The 21,238-nt window shown below is 61.5% G+C and carries 17 protein-coding genes; 7 read left to right on the top strand and 10 right to left on the bottom strand.

Annotated features, from left to right (window positions below; genetic code table 11):
- Positions 1-150: 150 nt before the first annotated feature.
- The gene (locus LQ788_RS08080; protein ID WP_231446564.1) at positions 151-717 is read right to left on the bottom strand and encodes a TetR family transcriptional regulator; all 567 of its coding nucleotides are present in this window, start codon (positions 715-717) and stop codon (positions 151-153) included.
- Between the two features lie 114 nt (positions 718-831).
- On the opposite strand from LQ788_RS08080, the gene LQ788_RS08075 reads away from it, so the two are divergent.
- Together LQ788_RS08075 and LQ788_RS08070 are read left to right on the top strand one after the other, a co-directional pair.
- A complete protein-coding gene (locus tag LQ788_RS08075; RefSeq protein WP_231446562.1) occupies positions 832-1,920 on the top strand; it encodes a saccharopine dehydrogenase NADP-binding domain-containing protein in 1,089 nt (362 codons plus the stop codon).
- 59 nt (positions 1,921-1,979) lie between these two features.
- Positions 1,980-2,717, top strand: a complete 738-nt coding sequence (locus LQ788_RS08070) for an MgtC/SapB family protein (protein WP_009883044.1) — start codon at positions 1,980-1,982, stop codon at positions 2,715-2,717.
- Positions 2,718-2,780: 63 nt separating this feature from the next.
- Here the strand turns inward: LQ788_RS08070 and LQ788_RS08065 are convergent, their stop codons facing one another.
- From LQ788_RS08065 to LQ788_RS08055, 3 genes are all read right to left on the bottom strand, one after another.
- On the bottom strand, positions 2,781-3,971 hold the full coding sequence (locus LQ788_RS08065) for a M20 metallopeptidase family protein (protein ID WP_231446560.1): 1,191 nt from the start codon (positions 3,969-3,971) through the stop codon (positions 2,781-2,783).
- 69 nt (positions 3,972-4,040) lie between these two features.
- Positions 4,041-5,363 (bottom strand): metal-dependent hydrolase family protein, encoded by a 1,323-nt coding sequence (locus LQ788_RS08060; RefSeq protein WP_231446554.1) that lies wholly within the window; start codon positions 5,361-5,363, stop codon positions 4,041-4,043.
- A gap of 173 nt (positions 5,364-5,536) precedes the next feature.
- Positions 5,537-6,106, bottom strand: coding sequence for a TetR/AcrR family transcriptional regulator (locus LQ788_RS08055; protein ID WP_231446552.1), 570 nt, complete (start codon positions 6,104-6,106; stop codon positions 5,537-5,539).
- A 122-nt stretch (positions 6,107-6,228) separates the two neighbouring features.
- On the opposite strand from LQ788_RS08055, the gene LQ788_RS08050 reads away from it, so the two are divergent.
- Positions 6,229-7,422: an ABC transporter permease gene (locus LQ788_RS08050; protein WP_231446550.1), complete on the top strand. Its 1,194-nt coding sequence runs from the start codon at positions 6,229-6,231 to the stop codon at positions 7,420-7,422.
- Positions 7,423-7,579: 157 nt separating this feature from the next.
- Positions 7,580-8,407, top strand: coding sequence for a hydrolase (locus tag LQ788_RS08045; RefSeq protein WP_231446548.1), 828 nt, complete (start codon positions 7,580-7,582; stop codon positions 8,405-8,407).
- Positions 8,408-8,562: 155 nt separating this feature from the next.
- Here the strand turns inward: LQ788_RS08045 and LQ788_RS08040 are convergent, their stop codons facing one another.
- The 6 genes from LQ788_RS08040 to LQ788_RS08015 form a co-directional block, all read right to left on the bottom strand.
- Entirely contained in the window at positions 8,563-9,714 is a 1,152-nt protein-coding gene (locus LQ788_RS08040) for a fatty acid desaturase family protein (protein ID WP_231446546.1), read from the bottom strand.
- Between the two features lie 85 nt (positions 9,715-9,799).
- Positions 9,800-10,600: a response regulator transcription factor gene (locus LQ788_RS08035; protein ID WP_231446544.1), complete on the bottom strand. Its 801-nt coding sequence runs from the start codon at positions 10,598-10,600 to the stop codon at positions 9,800-9,802.
- The gene (locus LQ788_RS08030) at positions 10,597-12,078 is read right to left on the bottom strand and encodes a sensor histidine kinase (RefSeq protein ID WP_231446542.1); all 1,482 of its coding nucleotides are present in this window, start codon (positions 12,076-12,078) and stop codon (positions 10,597-10,599) included. Before LQ788_RS08030 ends, LQ788_RS08035 begins: the two co-directional genes overlap by 4 nt.
- 274 nt (positions 12,079-12,352) lie before the next feature.
- Positions 12,353-14,728 carry an HNH endonuclease signature motif containing protein gene (locus tag LQ788_RS08025; RefSeq protein WP_231446540.1) on the bottom strand — a complete coding sequence of 792 codons (2,376 nt, stop codon included), beginning with the start codon at positions 14,726-14,728 and terminating at the stop codon, positions 12,353-12,355.
- A gap of 242 nt (positions 14,729-14,970) precedes the next feature.
- The gene (locus LQ788_RS08020; protein WP_231446538.1) at positions 14,971-16,341 is read right to left on the bottom strand and encodes a purine-cytosine permease family protein; all 1,371 of its coding nucleotides are present in this window, start codon (positions 16,339-16,341) and stop codon (positions 14,971-14,973) included.
- Positions 16,338-16,820 (bottom strand): YybH family protein, encoded by a 483-nt coding sequence (locus tag LQ788_RS08015; RefSeq protein WP_231446536.1) that lies wholly within the window; start codon positions 16,818-16,820, stop codon positions 16,338-16,340. Before LQ788_RS08015 ends, LQ788_RS08020 begins: the two co-directional genes overlap by 4 nt.
- Before the next feature lie 471 nt (positions 16,821-17,291).
- Between LQ788_RS08015 and LQ788_RS08010 the strand changes: the two genes are divergently transcribed.
- The 3 genes from LQ788_RS08010 to LQ788_RS08000 all read left to right on the top strand — a co-directional run bounded on the left by LQ788_RS08010 (position 17,292) and on the right by LQ788_RS08000 (position 21,228).
- Positions 17,292-18,575 carry an SLC13 family permease gene (locus tag LQ788_RS08010; protein WP_231446534.1) on the top strand — a complete coding sequence of 428 codons (1,284 nt, stop codon included), beginning with the start codon at positions 17,292-17,294 and terminating at the stop codon, positions 18,573-18,575.
- 112 nt (positions 18,576-18,687) lie between these two features.
- Positions 18,688-19,806, top strand: a complete 1,119-nt coding sequence (locus LQ788_RS08005; RefSeq protein ID WP_231446532.1) for a helix-turn-helix domain-containing protein — start codon at positions 18,688-18,690, stop codon at positions 19,804-19,806.
- 150 nt (positions 19,807-19,956) lie between these two features.
- Positions 19,957-21,228: an ArgE/DapE family deacylase gene (locus tag LQ788_RS08000; protein WP_231446531.1), complete on the top strand. Its 1,272-nt coding sequence runs from the start codon at positions 19,957-19,959 to the stop codon at positions 21,226-21,228.
- Positions 21,229-21,238 lie beyond the last annotated feature (10 nt).

Genomic DNA, 21,238 nt, shown 5'->3' with positions numbered 1-21,238 from the left:
TCGCCACCGTGTGATCAACACCGTGTGATCGGTTGACTGCGGCTACCGCGTAACCCGGACAGGCCAGCGCCGAGGTGGACAACCACCTCGGCGCTGGCGTGTTCTGATCATGGGTGCAGTCTTCAACACCCGATGCTCAGTGAACAGCCTTCAGCTCCCGGCGGCGAAGCCGCGCACACTGTCCAAAGTCTCCCTGATGACAGCCTTGAGGCCGCGTCCATCGTCGGTGTCGATCCATCGTGACATGGCGACCCGGATGACGACGACGCCGATCTCTGCCGCAAGGTCCGCCGCGACGTCGGCGCTGCCGCGGGACTGCAGTCGCTGAGACAAAGCTGCCGACAGAGTGGAGAGCTTGGCCAATTCGCGTTCGCGCAGCTCGCCATTGCCCATGATCACAGCCTGCCGCTTCTTCGAGACCTCGCGGTCATCGCCGACCGCTTCTGCCACCACGTCGAGAACGGCCGCAATCGCCTCCAGCGCCGAGGCTGTGGCTGGCACTGCATCCAAGGCAAGCATCATATTCTTCTGCAGATCTGCAGTATCTGCGAAGAGAACCTCGCGCTTATCGGAAAAGTACCGGAAATAGGTGCGGGCAGTCACGCCTGCTCGCTCGGCGATGTCCGCCACTGTCGTCTGCTCAAAACCGCGCTCCGCATACAGCAGCAGCGCCGCCTCTCGCAGCCGCTCCTCGGCTCCCGGTTCCCATCGTCCCATGCCCAGAGCCTAGCTGATGTCATTGAGTGACATCAACGTGGTAGAGTGATGTCACTCAATGACATGAAATATAGGTGACATGAAGTGACAATGACATGAGGTGAAGGCGCAGTGATGAAACGCGATCAATACCAGGAGCGGGGAGAGCCCGAGGCGATTTGGATCCTCGGCGGAACCGGCCGCAGCGGTCAGACCATCGCCTCGCAGCTGATCAAGAGAGGCCTGTCTGCGGTCCTCGTCGGTCGAGATGCTGGACGGCTGCAGTCCGTTGTCCGAGAAGTCGGCGGCACAACACGGGTGAGTCCCTCGGTCGCCACATCGGCAGATGCGATCCGCCAGGAAAAGCCTCACATCGTCATCAACACTGTCGGACCGTTCACGACGACCGCTCCACTCATCATGGATGCCTGTCATGAATCCGGCAGCCACTACATCGATCTGGCGAACGATCCGGACTCGCTGGCCGCGGCGTTCGAACGTCATGAAAGGGCCGTTTCTGCCGGGCATTCCGTGATCACCGGTGCCGGATTCGGTGTGACCGCGACAGAGAGCGTCGTAGTCAGGCTCTGCGAGGGTCGCCCCTCACCGGTACGAGTTCGAGTTGACATGCTGCCGTCGATGGCGGTCCCCGCGGGTGTCGCCGGAGAAGCTCTGGTCGGCTCGCTGCTCGGTGGCCTGCAGGGACGCATGATCAGGGACGACAAGCTGGTGGCCGCACCGATCGGCGCCGAGGCGCTGACGCTGACTCTGCCGGATGGCACCACCGCAACCACAGCAGGTATGCCGTTGGGTGAATTGCTTGCGGCTCACCGAGCCAGTGGTGCCCCGACAGTCCTCTCCGCTTCAAGCGAGGCACCGTCGTCTCCCGTGTCTCGTGCGCTGCTGTCGCTGACGAGCACGCTCATGCGCTGGGACCGACTGCGATTGCTGGCCACCCGCGGTCTCGGGCGGATCCCGGTCAGAGCCAAGGCGGCCCCGCGCGAACATTCTTGGGGGCACGCGCTTGTGACCTGGGAAGATGGTGAAACTCGCGAAGGTTGGCTGCGTCTGGGTGAAGCGCAGCAATTCACCGGGACACTGCCCGCGGAGATCGCTCAGCGGCTACTCGCTGGGACCGGACGTCCGGGAGTCTTCACACCGGCGGCCCTATTCGGGCCTGAGCTTGCGGAGTCCTGCGGAGGGGTGCACCTGCCGGACAGTTGAGTCGCCGATTCGCGAAAGGCGACGTCGTGCACAGGTGAGGGGCTAAAGTCAGAAGGACTATGGGCTCTCACATCGAATTCTTCGGTCCGACCGGCCTCGTCGAGGCAGAACTGCTCCTGGCCAGCTTCGTCCTGTGCTCGCTGATCGGCTTCGAACGGCAGTTCCGGCAGAAGAGCGCCGGCTATCGCACACACGTACTCGTGGGCATCGGCACGTGCGCATTCACGCTGGTCTCCGCCTACGGGTTCGCTGCGGTGCTCGGCGACGAGGCTCGCCTGGACCCGTCGCGGATTGCCGCGCAGATTGTATCGGGCATCGGCTTCCTGGGTGCCGGTGTCATCTTCAAGGGCCGGAACATGGTGCGCGGTCTCACGACGGCCGCCACCGTGTGGGTCACGGCCGCCGTGGGCATGGCCTGCGGCGCGGGCATGCTGTCGTTGGCCATGATGCTCACCGCGCTCCACCTGCTGACCCTGTTCGTCATCGCTCCGCTGATCCGCCGCATCCCCGACGATTCGCACCGCAAGCTGCTGCGCATCGCCTATAAGGACGGGTCCGGGATCCTCCGCGACATCCTCGCCGTGGCCGGAAACATGGGGTATTCGAACACGATCCTCGACTCCAAACGCTTCGAGTCGGAGGACGGGGTGAAGATGGTCCAGATCGACGTGAAGTTCGAGGGCAGGCCTCCCCTGCACCTCCTGATCCCGCCCCTGATGGAACTGTCCGGCGTGGACAAGGTGAGTATGCGCGAGGACCGGGTCCACTCGGTCGACGAGGACGGCGACACCGTCTGACCCGGTCCCTCGCAAGTCGGCACAAGCCTGTACGCCTCGGGCCCGTGCGCCTCAGGCCAGGACTCAGCCTCGCAAGGTCCGCTGCCAGGCTAGGGTGGCCAGCGCCGCAGCTTGGTCCGGCAGGTGTGCGTCGTCGAAGAGGACCTCGGGCGAGTGGTTCGTCGCTGCGGTCGCAGGATCGACGTCCTCCGGGGAGACGAACATGAAAAGGAACGCCCCAGGTACCTCATTGAGCACGAAGGAGAAGTCCTCGGAACCCATGACCGGGTTCGGGGCGGTCACGTAGCGATGCGCCCCGAAGGCTTCGGTCAACGTCTCGGCAACGAACTCGATTTCCTGCGCGTCATTGACCGTCACGGGGTACTGCTCGGTCCACACCACCTCGGCGGTGCATTCGTGTGCGGCGGCGATCGACTCTGCCAGGCGGGTCGCGGCTGCAGGGAACTTCTTCGTCGTCTCGGCCGACATGGTACGCACGGAGGCACCGAGCTTCGCCGTCGCAGGAATGATGTTGACGGCGTTGCCGGCCTCCAGCTGAGTCACCTCGGCGACGATGGGATCGAAAACGCTGAACGATCCGGTGATCATCGAATACAGTGCCTGGCCGAACTCCAGGAGGGGACGAATGGGATCGGTGGCGTCCTCGGGGCGGGAGCTGTGCCCACCTTTGCCGTGCATCGTCACGTGCAGCGTATTGGCTCCGGCCATGACGGTGCCGGGGCGACTGACGAATGTGCCGGGAACTCCCGGGGCGACGTGGATGGCATAGGCGGAGTCGGGAGTCGATCCGATGGTCTCGAACATCCCTTCGTCGAGCATCGGCTGAGCTCCACCCGGTCCCTCTTCGCCGGGCTGGAACATGAATGCCACCGTCCCGGCCAGCTCTGCCTGATGAGCGGACAGGAGCTTGGCCGCGCCCACCAGCCCCGTCACGTGCAGGTCGTGACCGCAGGCGTGCATGTTTCCGTTGATCGATGCGTAGTCGAGTCCGGTGGCTTCGGTGACGGGCAGGGCATCCATGTCTCCGCGCAGCAGAACCGTGGGACCGGGCTTGCCGCCGCGGAGCACGGCGATGACCGAGCTGAGGCCCTGACCTGTGGTGATCTCGAGCGGCAGACCCTCGAGCGCGTCGAGGATCTTCTGCTGAGTGAAGGGCAGCTCCAGGCCCAGCTCCGGGTTGCGGTGGAGCTCGCGGCGCAGGTCACGCAGTTCGGTGGTCAGGGACAGGGCCTCTGTCCGGAAGTCAGTCGTCATTGAGGTTCCTCTTCTGTGGTGGAGATGGTGTACGGAGGTGGTGAGTGGTGATGTGCGGAGATGTCAGCATTACCCGAGCGCCGAGGTGACCGGGGCGGAGCCGAACCAACCGGCAGAATCCTTGACCAGGGATCCGCCCTGGACGACGGCTTTGACGTTGTCGGGTTCAGCCAGTGCGGTGATATCGACCAGTGGGTCGAAGTCGACAACAACCAGATCGGCGAGTTTGCCTTCTTCAAGGGTGCCCACGTCTGCTGAGAGTCGCAACAGTTCGGCCGCGTTCTTCGTGCCCGCCACGATCGCCTGCATCGGTGTCAGACCGAGTTCGACGGCGTGCATCTCCTCGCGCAGGTTCAGCCCGTGCGGGCACACCCCAGCGTCGGTTCCCAGCGCGACCTTGACCCCGGCGGCCATGGCAACGGCGATGCGTTCACGTGCGATCGCCGACCATTTGACCTTCTTCTCGTATAGGTAGCCGGGCACGTTCTTCGGATCCGGGATCCGCAGTGCGCTGCTGAGGGTGGGGACGAGAAAGGTGCCGTGTTCGAGCATGAGCTCGATGCCCTCATCGTCGATACCGTAGCCGTGTTCGACGGAACGCACTCCGCCGCGGATGGCGGCCTTGATGCCTTCGGCTCCCTGGGCGTGGGCGGCGACGGGCTGACCTGCTCGTTTGGCGGTCTCTTCGACGATGAGCCGCACGTGTACTTCTGGGACGCCGATGTCATCGGGAGTATCGGTTGGGCTCGAGACGCCACCGGTGGTGCAGACCTTGATCACGTCGGCCCCGGAGCGCACGAGGGTGCGAATGGTCCGGCGCACATCGTCGTCGGTGTCGATGATCGGATCGACGGGCATCGGTGGCATCGTGGGCATGCCGTTAGGCATGGTGAAGTCGGTGTGTCCACCGGTCGGAGACAGCGGGCTGATGGCCAGGTGGGTCCGCGGTCCCAAGACCAGTCCCTGCTCGATGCTGTCGCGAACGCCGCGGTCAGTTCCGCCGAGGTCGCGTGCTGTGGTGACTCCGGCCATGAGTGTGTCCCGGGCGTTGACTGCGCTGCGCACGATTCGCTCCGAGGTGAAGCGGGCGAGGTTTGCCGCCGGGTTCTCGACCGTGAGTCCGAAGTGCACGTGTGAGTCGATGAAGCCGGGCATGATCGTCTTACCCTGCAGCTGGATGACACGAGGGGCCTTGTCACCTGTGTCATTGCCCTCCCCCGCCGAGGTGGGTCCTTCGTCGCGCTGGGGCCCGACGTAGACGATACGTCCGTTCCTGACCTCGATCTCGGAGTCGGCGATCGGGTCACCGCCGTTTCCGTCGATGAGGGTGGCCCCGCGCAGGATGATGTGCTCGGATTCGCGGTTCGTGGCAGGCAGGTAGGCGATCGACATGGGTGGTCGTGGTCCTTTCAACAGACGAGCGTGCGCTTCTGGTGCCATTGTTGACCATTCTTCGTCCTGCGGTGCGCAGCGATCGCATTTTGGCCAGGAAGGGCATCGGCCAGAGAACATCGAACCCAGGCGCGCGGTCGGAGCCTCAGTCCGGGATGTCTGCGGTCAGCGCCTCAGTCCGTGATCTCTGTCAGCAGTGCCTCGATGGCGCTCGTAATGCGCGCACGCGAATCCTGGCCGAACACCGCGTTCTGGACGATAGCGCCCTGCATGAGCGCGAGCACCGCGGGAGCAAGCTGCTCAGCCTTGGCCTGCGCCGCATCTTCACTCAGCCCCGCGCCGCGGTGGAAATACGCGCTCAGATAGGCCGCGAACCGGACAGTCAGGTCAGCGTAGATCTTCGCTGCGACCTTCGCGAAGTCGGGCGAGTGCGATGCTTCTGCCCACACCTGCAGCAGCAGCGGGGAGAATGGCGTGTCGTAGAGGATCGTGTTCAGCAAGTTCGGGAAGACCTGTTGAGGAGGCGGGACCTCGTCCGCTGACCCGAAGTCCTGCAGTTCGGCTGCCCGCTGTTCCATGATTCGCCTGCCAGCATCGAGTGTGAGCTCGGCCTTGGACGAGTAGTAGACATAGACGGCACCGGCGGAGAGATCCGCCTCCTTGATGATGTCGGCCATCGACGCCCCGGCAAAGCCCTTGCGAGTGAAACATGCGAGCGCGGCATCCTGAATCCGCGTGCGCATGGCTTCCTTGTGTTCGTCCGTGACCTTCGGCACCAATCCCCCAAAAACGAATGACCATTCTTGATATATCGTACCCGCAAGAGTAAACAGAACGAGTATTCGTTTTCAATGATTGGATAGGCATGCAGACGAGAATCCTCGCTATCTCGGACGACACCGCGACCGGTCCCGACGCCGAGGCCGCCAAAGGTGCGCTCAAACCCAGCATCAAGCAGGCTCTGCTCGCAGCTGTCTTCGCCGCGGCTATCGTCACCGTCATCCTGCTGGCGTTCAGCTGGCCGACCGTGACATCAGAGCCCAAAGACCTTCCGGTGGCAGCCGTCGGCGATCAGGAGCAGATCGATCAGATCACAGCGAACGCTCCCGACGGAATGCTCGATCTCAGGAAGGTCGACTCCCGCGCCGAGGCGCAGCAGCTCATCCGTCAACGTGAGGTCTACGGGGCGTTCATCGTTGGTGACGAACCCGAGATCCTCACCTCAACTGCGGCTTCCCCCGCCGTTGCCCAACAGTTGACCGGGATCGCCTCACAGATGCAGCAGAAAATCGACAAGCAGGCGATCTCGGGCATGCAGGATGGAATGAAGGAGATGCAAGACGCACTGGCGAAAGCATCTCAAAGCCCAGCATCTCAAGGCTCTGCATCTCAGAGTCCTGCCGGGCCTCAGGGAAACCCAGGTGAGCAAGCACAGGCCCCGACCACCTCGGCGATGGAGATCCCCCAGGTCACGGTGGCCGACGTCGTTCCACTCAACGACAACGACTCCACCGGTGCCGGCCTCGCGATCGCTGGCCTGCCTCTGACCATCGGCGGAATCGTCGGCGGTGTGCTCACCAGCATGATCGTCCACTCGCGCCGCATGCGTGCCGTCGCGGTACTGGCCTACGGGGCCATCGGCGGACTCGCACTCACTCTCGTTCTGCAGTCCTGGTTCGGCATTCTGCAGGGCAACTTCGGACTCAACGTGCTGGCTGCCGGCCTTGCTGTGGCGGCAACCGCGGCACTCATCAACGGCTTCGTGTCACTGATAGGGCCAGGCGGTATTGCCATCGGCGCAGTGCTGACGATGTTCATCGGCAATCCGATCGCCTCGCTCCAAGCACCGAAGGAATTCCTCGCAGGAGCCTGGGGAGACATCGGTCAGTTCTTGGTCCCTGGTGCTTCTGGAACCTTGCTGCGCGACATCTCCTACTTCCCGGATGCACCCATGGCGATGCAGTGGTGGGTGCTGATCGGGTGGTTCGTCCTGGGCATCGCCCTCATCCTCGTCGGACATCTCATGGCCCATTCGAAGAAACGCGTCGCCGTGGGTTGAGCCGCCGGGTCTCCCACGACCGGGTCCCCCTGCAACTGCTTGGTTTCTGCGCTCCATGCGGAGCAGCCGATCGGTGCACTTCGCGCCACACCTGACACCGGTTACCTGGCCCCACCTGCACTCGGCGACTATCCTCGGGGGCAGGAGGTTTACCCCGATGACAGCACTGACGAACGTGACGATCTGCCGCACGTGCGGTGTCGAAACGACTACGCCTCCACCGGACGTGTGCCCGATCTGTTCGGATGAGCGCCAGTGGCTGCCGGCGTCAGGCCAGCACTGGACGACGCGTGAAGAGCTCGAATCGGAACACCACAGCGTCTCCATCGTCGAACGCGAACCAGGTCTCTACGCTCTACGAGTGGAACCGAAGCTGGGCATCGGGCAGACGTGCTATCTGGCACAGACCGAGCGCGGCAATCTACTCTTCGACGTCCCGCCCTACCTCGACGAGGACGTCATCGCCGCAGTCTCAGACCTCGGCGGCGTTCAGGCCATCGCCGCCAGCCATCCCCACATGTTCGGCCTGCAGCTCGAGTGGAGCGCGGCCTTTGACGATGCCCCGATCTTCGTCTGCCGTGCCGATGCCGACTGGGTTCAGCGCGAGGGCCCGAACATCTGGCGTTACTATCACGTCGCGGAACCTGTTCCCGGCGTCCGGCTGCAGCGCACGGGCGGCCATTTCCCGGGAAGCGCGGTGGCTGTGTGGACGGGCCAGGACGGCCGAGGAGTCATGCTCAGCGGAGACTCGATCGCTCCGGTGGCCCGGTCGGGGTGGGTGACATTCATGCGCAGCTTCCCCAACTATCTGCCGCTGTCGGCGCGAGTCGTCAGAGGCATCGCCGCCTCGGTGGCTGACATCGACTTCGATCGCATGTACGGCAACTTCGGGCAGATGATCTCGAGCGGAGCCAAAGAGGCGGTGGCGAGCTCGGCCGAACGCTATGCCGAGTGGGTCTCTGGCACTCACGACCACCTGACCTGATTCGTGTACCTGGCCTGATCCGAGCACCTGGCCTGATTCTCGACGACCTGAGTGTCTTGCACGAAGCATAAAACCCCCACCGCCGAGGTAGCAGTGGGGGGTTTGCGTGGAATCGTCCTGGTCGGCTTGTTCGCCCAGAGTGCCGTGCGGCTGGCTCAGCGTGAACGGAACTGTGCGGTGACCGGGCAGTCGAAGGGATCGGCCTGGCCGAGTCCGGCCCGGTTGAGGTAGCGGACGATGATGCCGAACGATTCGAAGAGCGTCGTCTCCGTGTATTTGATGTCCTTCTGAGCGCAGTACTCGCGGACCATCGGCTGAACCTTGTGCAGGTTGACGCTGGGCATGCTCGGGAACAGGTGATGCTCGATCTGGTAGTTCAGTCCGCCCATCAGGAAGCCCATCGGACGCCCGCCGGAGATGTTGCGCGACATCAGGGTCTGGCGACGCAGGAAGTCGATCTTCACGTCCTTGGGAACGATCGGCTGTCCCTTGTGGTTGGGAGCGAACGAGCCACCCATGTGGACACCGAAGACCATGACCTGGACGATCGTGAAGACGATGCCGATGAGTGGTCCGGCGGCCCAGATGGCGATGAGGGGGAATCCGATGATGCGGATGCCGATGAAGATACCTTCGATCCAGCGGCGCTTGATCGAGGACTGGCCGACGAGAATCGCCCTGACCGAGTTCACGTGCAGCTGCACTCCGGCCAAAGTCAGCAGCGGGAAGAAGAACCAGCCCTGATGAGCGGCAAGCCACTTCCGCAACCCGGTGAGCCCCTGCGCATCCTCAGGGTCGAAGATCAGTGCGCCCGGGGCGATGTCACCGTCGACGCCTGCCTTGTTCGGGTTGGCGTGGTGGAGAGCGTTGTGCTTCTTCAGCCACCAGCCGAAGCTGAGGCCGATGAACAGGTTGCCGATGATGGTCGACACCCACTCCCCGACCTTGCCGTTGGTGAAGATCTGACGGTGTGCCGCATCGTGGGCGACGTATGCCGTCTGGGTGAAGAGGATTCCGAAGACGACTGCCGTGGCCATCTGCCACCAGCTTTCGCCGATGAGGAAGAGCATCGCGAAGGCGACGACGTAGGAGAGTCCGAGGAGGACGAAGCGCAGCGTATTCCAGCCGGGTCGTCGTGCCAGCAGACCGGCCTCTTTGACCTGGGCCATCAGCGCACTGAAATCGCTGGTGAACTCCTGCTTCTCGGTACCGCGATTGGCTCGCCTCTTCTCGAGGACCTCCGCCCTTGATTCTTTCCCAAGAGGGGGTGTCGACAGCGTCCTATTCGCGACATCTACTGATTCCATATTACTTACGGTACGAGAGGGACCGCGCCTTGGCATCACCCCACGGCACCGTATTCCACCCCCTACTCCGGTAGGGGGTGAACGATCAGGCCCGCGTTCCAGGCACCACGAGCCCGGATTCATAGGCGGCGATAACTGCCTGAGCACGGTCTCTGATGTCGAGCTTGTAGAGGATTCGTGAGACGTGGGTCTTCACGGTCTGAACAGCGATGAAGAGCGTGGCAGCGATCTCGGTGTTCGTCTGCCCACTTGCCACCAACACCAGGATTTCACGTTCGCGGTCGGTGAGATCAGGCAGTGCCGCCGCGTTCGATGTCTGCGGACCCGCGGCGAAATGCTCAATGACACGACGGGTAACGCTTGGGGCCAGCAGCCCATCGCCCGAGGCCACCACCCGCACCGCCTCGGCGAGCTCATTGGGTGGGGCATCTTTGAGGAGGAAACCGCTGGCACCGGCACGGATCGCGTCGAAGACATAGTCATCGATGTCGAAAGTCGTGAGCATGATGATGCGCGGAACATCATCGCCGATGCCGCTTGTCTCCGAGGTGGACACAGTTGATTTCGCTATTTCTGCGTTCGCGGGCCGGCCAGCGATCCCGGGCTGACCTGCGATCCCGGGCTGGCCAGCGTTCGCCGGCTGAACAGAGTTCGCAGGTTGCCGCTCCCTGGCCGAGAGGATCTCGCGGGTGGCCTCGATGCCGTCGAGTTCGGGCATGCGCACGTCCATGAGGACGATATCGGGCCTCAGCTCGGCGACGAGGCTGACGCATTCGACGCCGTCCTGTGCCTGGCCCACCACCTCGATGTCGGGGTGCGCGTCCAACAACGCAGCGAAGCCTGCTCGAACCATTGCCTGATCATCGGCAATCACGATGCGAATCACGCGTTGCTCCTCTCATCACCCTGCGATTGACCTGCTGTGTTGTCTGCCTCTGCGACCGTGACGTCTTCTGCGCTCGAGTCTGTGGCTGCGCCTGTGTCTGTGGTCGTGTTCGTGCTTGTGCTCGCATCCGAGTGCGCTAGGTCCGGGTCGGCCGGGGCTGGGCCCGGACCTATGTCCTGGTCGGCGCTGACTTCGCGATCATCAGTCTCGTGTGAGCCGGGCTTATCTGTGCCTGACTTACGCGCATCGGCCACGGACAACGGCAGCACCGCTGCCACTTCGAAGCCTCCGCTTCCGGTCCATCCGGTCCGGAGTTCGCCACCGACCGAGGACGCGCGTTCTCTCATTCCGATAAGCCCCTGATGACGATGGACCTCATTCTTCGCGGCCTCAGAAGGGCCTTTGCCCGCAGTGTTGAAGACATTGATCCACAAAGCGGTGCCGCCGCTGTCGATCTTGATATGGATCTGCGATTCGGTGGCGTGACGGATGGCGTTGCTCAGTGCCTCTTGGACGATGCGATACCCGGCCAGCCCGGTGCTGTCGCGCAGGCTGCGATCTAGCGGTCCCCCGCCCCGTTCCATGGTGACGTTGACTCCAGCCTGCTGCGCCTTCTTCACCAACCCCTCCACTTCGGAGAATTTGGGCTGAGGTGCCAGCTGCTGATTCGATTCCTCATTGCGCAGCACGCCTAAGAGTCCTCGCATCTCGGTGAGGGCATTGCGAGCGGACACGGAGATGTCTTCGAACTCCCTTTCCACATCCGGATCGATATTGGGGTGGCGAAATGGTGCGCTCGAGGCCTGAATGTTGATGATCGACATGCTGTGCGCGACGATGTCGTGGAGTTCGCGAGCAATCCGCGTCTTCTCCTCGACCACTACGCGCTTCGAATGCTCTTCGGCTGTGTTCTCCTGCTCCTGCAGCAGCTGCGAACGGATCAGGTGCCACTGCTGAACGATGATGGCAGCCACGTAGAAGCCGCCGGCGATGCAGGAGAAGATGACGATGTTGACGATCGATGATTCTGACCGGCTCTCGGGGTACTGGAAATGTCCGATGACGGCTGCGGCCGCAGAGACGGCGATGCTCGCCAGCAGCGCAGCCAATGCGACGCCCCAGTGGGCGCGGAGTCCGACGATGAGGATGATGAGGATCTGAGTGATCATCATCGGCACCATCCACGGCCATGGGTTGCCGGCGAGATACGGGCCGAGCAGCGGTAAGACACCACAGGCGATGGCTGAGACGATCACGCCGAAGAGTGGGCGCAGCATCGACAGCGGCATCGATCCTGCGTGGATGACGGTGATGATGAATGCCAGTGCGACGGGTGCTTCGTGAACTCCCACCGCAATCGAGGATTCGACTGCGAGCATCACAATGGCGGTGAAGATCACCGCTATCCAGGCCAGAGCCTCAGGGTTGAATCTGCGGTCGGCTGGCAGGAATCTGTCGAACAGCTTGCTGAGCAGCACGAATTCCGGTTCTCCTTCTGCGGCTCTGAACCGATCCGAGGGGTCGAATCGCCTGGCACACTTCGTCAGTGTGACAGTAGCAAACACAGCTATGCGTCCCGTGAGAGTCCCATAACTGACCGTCGCCGGGCCGCACAGACCAGACAGCAGAAGCCAGGAACCGCCGAGGTGGTCCCTGGCTTCTGCCAGCCGTTCAGTCCGATCCGGTGAAATTCAGATCAGTGAAGCGAAGTTCAAACAAAACAGTTGGGGGCTCAGATCAGTGCCGCGAGGATCAGAATGGTGGCGGGTCATTCGCGTTGTCATGTTCCCACTGCACACGTGCGGCTTGCCATGCTCTGCTCATTCGCATGTACTCGCTCTTCGAAGACCAACCATCGGGCCCCTTCTTCGCCCTGGAGCGCGGATAGCCTCTGCGACGACCCCGAGGTAGGCGCTTCATGGTCACAGGATCCGCCCCGGGCGGCAGGCAGAGCTGGAATACTGCATTGTCCCAATCCTGCATCCGATCGACCATCAATTGTCGGCGCTTGGCCTTTGCGAGGTCATAGTTCTCCTGCAGACGTCGCTGATGGTCTGCCCGTTCTCGTTCGCGCTGCTTTTCCTCGTCACGTTTTCGAATCGTCGTCTCGCCGGGCGTGAGCTCAAGAATGTTCGGTGGCGGAGGAACCATTTCTGCGGGGAGCCGCCACCTTTTTGGACTGATTCCCGATAGTGCATAGAGCTCAAGTGCTTGAGCAGCATCGACAGGTTGGTCTGGAGCCGTAACACCGGCGGTCACACCATGGGAGAATTCGTATTCGACAAGGCCAGATTTCGGCATTCGCACCGAGTAGTTTCGCGCAGTCTTCACCGCATGATGCTTCTTGCACAGCGGATGCAGATTGGTGAATCGAGTGAGGCCGCCCCGGTCAGGGTGATCATGGTCGAAGGGAATGATGTGGTCGATCTCTGACTTCTCTGCTCTTCGGCTGCACCCCGGTACTGTGCAGATGGCCCATTTTGCAATGAGCGTCTTCCGCACATCGTTGGGAATCCGGTAAGTCGTTGCTTTCGCGTCGACGGGAGTACCAGTCGCCGGATCCGTCAGCACTCTCGTCATCGTCTTCGAACGAGCGCCGATGCGCCGTGCGGTTTCTGCTGGCACCGGAGAACCGTCTGTCAGTGTGCCCGGAAGCTCCGATTCGCCGCTCAACGTCAGATACGGAACCGTAACCACGACGGCCGCTTGGTTCGCCAACCACCACTGGTCGGTGGGCATGCCGACCGTTATGTCATATTCCGCGACTTCGTCTTGCTGTGGTTTACCAGGAGCAAAGGCTGTTCCACGCTCAGGTGATGGCTCAGTGCCTTTCGCACACTTCGTCAGCCCGCTGACACCCTGGTCGTCGAAGTCGAACAGCGGAATCCCATTGTCATCGAGAAGTGAGGATTCGGAGGTGGCCTGGATTCCAGTCACCGGGTCGATCCTATTCACCTTGATACCGAGCTTCGGCTGAGGGCGGGTGGCGATGTCGAACATGAGATTGCTGATGGTGCGCTCGTCGATGATTTCCACACCGGGCGCCAGATTGAACGTATTGGTATTCCCCGCATGAATTGCCCTCGCCATGGCCTGGATGCGCTGGAAGCTCGCATTCACCTCGGCGGCCGGCCCTGTCAACGACATGCATGCGGTTCCGTCTTTGAAGGTATCGACATCAACTCGGCGCCGACGTGCAGCTGTTTCGGCCCGGTCTGTTGCAGGCTCGAGAAGCTGAATCTTCTTACGCAGAGCAGTTCGGAAGTACTCGCTCGTCACGTCTGCCCGCCTGACGGAAAGATACTCGTCAAGTTGAGGCAGGAACCGCATGGCAACCGTCTGGCACAGGTCGGCGGCGGCATCGACGTGAGCCTGCGTGAATTCTCCCTCGCGAACACGGTCGGCGAACCGTGGGAGTCCGTGAATGACGGTCATCGCCGCAGTCAGGCGGCGATAGGTGCGCGGAGTGGATGTTCCGAAGATCGCGGAGATCTCGGCGATGTCCTCGGTGAACACCTGGTCGTGGATCCAACGCGAGAAGTCGGTGTCTGCTTCGAAGCCAGGAAAGTCAGGAGGCTCAATGGTCTCGGGCTCAGGTTCGGCCTCGGGCGTACGCACCTTCTTCGCGAACTCGGCGTCATAGGCCATGACCGCAGACGATGTATCGGAAACGACCACGAGGTCCGTGCAGCTTTGGTCGAAGTCACGATCACCCAACGGTGAAATATTCCAGGCAAGATCGCTCGCCGTCACCAGATATTCGGTGCCTTTTCCCTTGTCTGTGCCTGAAGATTCTTTGCATCGCTCAACTGAGCTGGCAATCGTGGCGAACGTATAAGGGTCATCCCCTTCGGGAACGTCTGTGCCGCAGTGCTGGATGACCTGCTCGAGTATGACTCCGGCGCTGAGCTCGTAGACCTTCAGCTGCGCTTGGTCATACTCTGCAGATGCACTGCCGAGATTGGTGACACTGGACTCGTAGCGAACGCTGTAACGGGGCGTCTCGTTCTTATCAGCATTCTCGCCGGCGTCATTGCCAGCATTCTCGCCGGCGTCATTGCCAGCGGAGCCGGCCTTTTTACCTTTTTCGCGGTGCTGCTCGCTGTTGGTTGAGGATGCGCTTTTCATCGTGTGTCACCTGCCTCGTACGTCATCGTCGGGAAGAGTGAGTAGAACACTGACTGAATTAAATGATGTTTATATTCTATCGTATTCGAATCTTATTTGTATAGACCTATTCTAAAGAAATCTTCTGACTCGGTAGAGGTGTCTTGCCATTCGCATGATCTGTTCGTTGTTCAATACTCTCAAACGGCACTGACACGAGATCATTCACGCGAAACCACGATCCCAATTGATCTGCCCTCGCTTCACCCTTTGGAATCGGACAGATGACCGCCGGCAACCTCGGCGAATCTGTTCCGTGAACGCCACGACAGCCCCAGATACAACAGGAAGGAAGCGAGGAACGACGGTATGGTCGCACCCACCGGGCTCGGGAAGGCATAGGTAAGCAGGTACGACACCAGGGCTCCAAATACCCACACGAGAACAGCTGCCCAGTTCACTCCGCGCGTGTAGGCGTAGATTCCACCCGCATCACGCAAGATATCCCTCGTATAGGTCCTCCGCTTGATGATGTAGTAGTCGACGATGAGAATCGCGAACACCGGAACGAAGAAGGCACCGATCATTGTGAGGAAGTCCGTGTACTGGTCGAGCAACGCCAGCCAGGTCGAGCCGAGGATTGATACGAGCCCGAGGATCAACGCCACTGGCAGGAACTTCAGCTTCGTCCGGCTCTGTGCGCCCACGACCGAGTTGACCATTCCGTAGACGACCATCGTGTTTGTCGCCATCACGGACAAGAAGATGACGATCGCCAACGCCCAGCCGAATTCTTCGGCCAGCACGGTCGGATCGAAGGGAGCCGCGTCCTTGCCGTCGAGGAGGATGTAGCTGAAAGCTGTGAGGCCGAGAACCATGGCGAGCACCGTGGAGGCGATGTAGCCGAGACCGGAACCGATGATTCCTGACTTCTGGCTCTTGGCCAAGCGGTTGAGATCACCAGAGAGCACGGTCCACGAGATCGCCGTCGAGATGACGATGTCGAGCGCGAGGACTGGGGTGAATTCCAAGCTCGGATCGGCCTGAATCGCAGTGTATTCGCTCGGCGAGTGCCCGGTGAAAGCAACGACGAAGACATAGGCCATCACCAGCAGAATGAGGAGCGCGAACCAGGGTTCAGCCTTCTCGATGCCCTCATGCCCGAGAATGGCCAGCCCGACGACCAATGCCTGGCACAGAACTGAGAACAGGATGGGGTTAGAGAATCCAGTTGTCTGCGCGACGACGAAATTGACGCTGATGCCGGCGAGCATGGCCTGAACCCAGCTCCAGCCCATGAGGATGATGACGTTGGCGGCGACAGGCAGATAGCTGCCCTTCGGCCCGAACGCCCCTCTGGTGATCGCCATGGTGGCCAGGCCAGTCCGGGTGCCGATGTTCCCGATCAGAGTGAGCACGATTGTGCCGATGATCGTGCCTGCGATGATGACGATGACTGAAGTGCCGTAGTCGATGCCTGGAACGAAAAGCGTTCCTGTGAGCATCGTGGTCACGACGAGGTTGGCTGCCAACCAGATCATGAACATTCGTCTGGTGCCCAAGTGGCCGCGGATGACTCCGGAGTCGTCGCTTCCGGATTCCAGTCGCGATTCGAGCCTGCGGTACCAGTTCACTGCGCCACCGCCTCCGCGACGATGGGTTCAGCAACATTGGACCCTGTGTCAGCCAACGTATCCGCGGGTGCAGAGTCGGGGACAGTCGACAGGTGCTCGTGGATTGCTAGGAGATTTCCGTCGCCGAGGTGGCGGAAGATGATGCTCTCACGTTCCCGGTACGATTCCGTGCCGTCCGACGTCGTCACCGTCGTATCGACGGTGTGAGAGAAGACCGCTCCACCCGGGAAAGTCTGCGAAAGCCTGGCTGAGGAGACGCAGTCGGCGACTGACCAGCCCTCGGCTATCCATGAGTTCCAGGTCTCCTCGTACTCTGCACGCGAGTCCAAACGGTGGTTCTCGGGATGGAAGATGAATGTGGCGTCGGGTGCAAAAGCCGCGAAGTATGCATGTGTATCGGTGGCGGCAAATGCGGCGACGATGCTGTCAGCCGCGCGGAGTACCTCGGCGTGGCTGGGTGCAATCACATCGATGTGCATGGAGATCCTCAACTTTCATGGGTGTCAGCAGAGTCAGGAATTGTCGGAAGCGTCGGCAATGTCAGTAGGTCGCGGGCGGTATCGGGCGATGTCGGTGCCCTGCAGCGTTACAGCTGGTGGCGGGCGATGATGCGGCTGAGTGAAACTCTAATGATCTGGTGATCCAGCGCACTGTCCGGATTGGATAGATTTCTGCAACAGCTATCCACTACGTATGCCGCCTCGAGAGCCGAACCGAAGTCACCCCACCACCGCCTACATTGCGAGATAGCGCGGTCAGTAAGTGAGATTTCGTTTAGGTTGAGGAGCGTGTGACGTGCGGTTTCATCTGCAGCCACGCTGCAACCGCACCCGGTCGCAGCCAGCCACGCTGCAACTGCGCCCGCCGCAAAAGACACCCGGCACAACCGTGTCGCGCAATAACGTGACGCCGGCAATCGCAATTGTGAAGATGAAGGAGACGCTGCTCCCATGAGTGCTGAACTGATCTGCGTGATCGTCCTCGGACTGATGTTTGTTATCGGCACCTGGCGCGACATCAACATGGGCCTGCTGGGCTTTGTTGCTGCGGCAGGGGTCGGCGGACTCGTCCTCCACCAAGCGCCGGAGGAATTCCTCGCCGGATTCCCTGTCGACTTGTTCCTCACGCTCGTGGGCCTGACTTATCTGTTCGGGTTTGCTCAGAACAACGGCGTCATCGAGGTCATCGTCCATTGGTGCGTCAGGCTCGTCGGCGGCCGGACCTCGCTCATGCCGTGGATCTTCTTCGCCCTCACCGCGATTCTGATCGCACTGGGCGCACTCTTCGCCGTGGCCATCATCGCCCCGCTGGCATTGTCGTTCGCGCGTAAGCATCGGATCAATCAGTTCATGGTCGGCCTCCTCGTCGTCCACGGCACATTGGCCGGCGCCTTCTCCCCCATCAGCGTCTATGGCATCTTCATCAACGACTACCTCGCCAAGAATGGCCTGACTCCGACCCCGTTGTCGTTGTTCTTGGCGCCGCTGATCTTCAACCTGGTCTTCGCTCTCGTCGTCTACTTCGTCCTGCATCGTCGACCCGGATTGCGCGCCGAGGCGGACGACGCCTTGTCCGCCGAAACCAAGAGTCCCGAAACCGGGACCTCCGCAGTCGAAACCGACACCATCCGCTTGACGCGAAGCCAGGTTCCGACCCTGATCGGGCTGATCGCCATGGCACTGTCCGTGCTGATCTTCAGCTGGGATGTCGGGATCGTGACGATCACGATCGCCATCGTGCTCACCTTCATCAACCCGGCAGCGGGCAAGGCCGCGATGACCAAGGTGTCCTGGTCGGTCGTCATCCTCATCACCGGGGTGCTCACCTACATTTCGGTTCTCCAAGCCGCGGGCACTGTCGAGTGGGTTTCCGCCGGGATCTCGGCGATCGGCATCCCTCTGCTGGCTGCCCTGCTGCTCTTCTACATGTCAGGCCTCATCTCTGCACTGGCGTCATCCTTGGCGATCATCGGCGTCGTCATCGCCCTGGCCGTGCCGTTTCTCGAATCAGGCGACGTCCACGTGGGAGGCTTCGTTGCCGCGCTGGCGATCGCGGCAACCATCGTCGACATCAGCCCGTTCTCGACCAACGGTGCCATGCTGCTGGCCAATGTGCACTCAACGATCCGTGACCGCTACTACAAGCAGATGATCGGATATGCCGGCCTCATGTGCCTCATCGGTCCCGGATTGGCTTGGGTGGTCGCAGCGGTGCCGACGATTCTCACGAGGTGAGTCCTGACCTGTCGAGGGTGCTGACACCGTGAACTCCCTGACCAGGCGTCCGTTCGTCTCGGCCAGGTCCCTCAACTCACCAGGCTTGAGTCCCTCGATGCAACAATGCAGTATGAACGATCCGCTTTGGCATGAACTCCTCGAGCGAGTGCGACAGGACACCCCGCAGCTTCTCAACGACTTCATTGCCGAACTTACTCAGCATGAAGGCTACAACCACGGTCGTGTTCCCGTCTCCGATCTCACCGGCACCGCTGAGCAGGTCTTCGACCTTTTCCTCCGTCGACTCTCAACCGCTGAACATACGGCCGACGAATCGTCCCTTCCAGATGCTCTGGGACGACGACGTGCCAGGCAGGGCCTGCGAGTCGATCAATTCACTGAGGCTGTGCGCATCAACTTTCGGGTGCTATGGCGAGCACTCCATCGGGCCGCGCAACCAGATCTCACCGGGGTGCTCATGGACTACGGGGAACGCGTCCTCGACGTGGTGGAAAGATATGCGACAGAAGTGCAGCAGTCCTTTCTCAACGAGACGGGGGAAATGGCGCGTTCGCGCAGAACCGCCCGCGAACGTGCTCTGACAAAACTGTTCTCCGGTCACGCCGACGATGACGACATCAGTGCCATCGCCAATGTGCTTGGCATGAGAGGCGACGGTGAATTCGAACTCATTGCACTTCCCACCGATGTCGTAACCGACGATCTGGAGGAGAGCTTCCCGGCCCTCGAGGCGCATTCCTACGAAGACGAACAGATGACCTATCTGTTCCGACATCGGCGCAAGCTGATCACCCTGGTCGACGAACTGCCCGAACTCGCAGGCGGATACATCTCGAAGATCGACGGATTGGGGCAGGTGTCACGGGCAGCGGCACTGGCCAAACACCTCGGCGAGCTTCATCCGGGTCGCTCTGCGGTCACGTTGAAGGAAGGATTCGCCGCCATCGTCCGCACTGCGGTGGAGACTCGCATCAGCGGCTTCGAGCATGAACTGCTCGGCGATTTTGCCACCTCGGTGGGCGAAGGGCTCAACGGGAGGTTGAAGCGTCTGGCCGCAACCATCGCCGCCTACCTGGAAAACGGTTCGGTTCAGGAGGCAGCTGACTCGCTCTATGTCCATAGGAACACCGTGTTCAAACGTCTGCAGTCCTTCCACGACATCACTGGTCTGGACGTGACCATTCCCCGTGATGCCGCGATCGCGCTGATCTTGACCCAAGACACCTAGTGGTGCTGATCGACGCTGTCCGGCTCGGAGGTTCAAATGCACATCTCGATGCTCAAAGCCGAGACATTCGTCCAATGACCATCTACCCGCGCTCCCCTAGTCTCGAATCAGCACCCGAAACCTGAACGAGCAGCGCTCGAAGGAGAACCGATGATCACCAAGGACGCACAACAACGAATCCTCGCGGCAGTCGACGCCCAATTCGACGAACAGCTGGCGGCGACCGCCGAGCTGGTGAACTCGCCGTCCAAACGTGAACATGAGGAACCGGCACAGGATCTGATCGAGTCCCACCTGCACAGGCTCGGCCTTGACACCGACCGGTGGGCCATCGACTCCCCCGAGCTGAAGGCACACCCGGGCTTCGGCCCCTCCACCGTCGACTACACAGGGATGACCAATGTCGTCGGCACGTACCAGCCCACCCAGGACGTCGGGAAGTCCCTGATCCTCAACGGCCACATCGATGTCGTGCCGCAGGGACCGGAGGAGAAATGGTCTCGTTCTCCGTGGGACGCCGAGGTGGCCGATGGTTGGATGTATGGCCGCGGTGCCGGAGATATGAAGGCAGGGCTCGTCGCGAACCTGTTCGCCTTCGATGCCATCCGTAAAGCCGGCTTCGACCTCACCGGTCGTGTTCACCTCCAGTCAGTCGTCGAAGAGGAATGCACCGGAAACGGATCCTTGGCCGCTCTGTTGCGCGGATACACCGCGGACGCGGTCATCATCTCTGAGCCTGAGGAAGATGCCCTGGTCAGAGCCAATGTGGGGGTCCTCTGGTTCACGGTCCGGGTCACCGGCAACCCCACTCACCCGCGCGAGATGGCCAACGGCTTCAACGCCATCGATGCCGCGTTCAATGTGATGCAGGCTCTGCGCGTGCTTGAACAGACCTGGAATGACCGCAAGGCCGAGCATCCGTATTTCGAGGATCTCGACCATCCCATCAATTTCAACTTCGGGGAGATCCGCGGCGGCGACTGGCCCTCGAGCGTGCCTGCCTGGTGCGAACTCCAGGTCCGCGTGGCCACCTATCCCGGAACGAACGCCGATGATGCCTGGGCCGAGGTCGAAAAGTGCGTGAGTGATGCCGGAGCGCGTTCACACCCGACCTTTGAAACTGTCCTGACTCCCAACGGGTTCTACGCCGACGGCTACGTCCTCGAGCCCGGCAGCGATGCCGAAGAGCTGCTCGAACGCACTCACCAGCAAGCCTTCGGCGCCGAGCTCACCAGTTTCACCACTCCCGGCTATCTCGACGGTCGGGTCTTCATCAACTACGGCCAGATGCCGACGCTGGTCTACGGCCCCGTCTCGGAGAGCATCCACGGATTCGACGAGCGCGTGAGCATCGAATCAGTGCGCAGGTGCACGAAGTCCATGGCTCTCTTCATCGCCGAATGGTGCGGGATCGACGAATAGGTGGTGCGGG

The sequence above is a fragment of the Brevibacterium zhoupengii genome (assembly GCF_021117425.1).
Lineage (GTDB): Bacteria > Actinomycetota > Actinomycetes > Actinomycetales > Brevibacteriaceae > Brevibacterium > Brevibacterium zhoupengii.
This window is presented reverse-complemented; position numbering and strand designations above follow the sequence as displayed.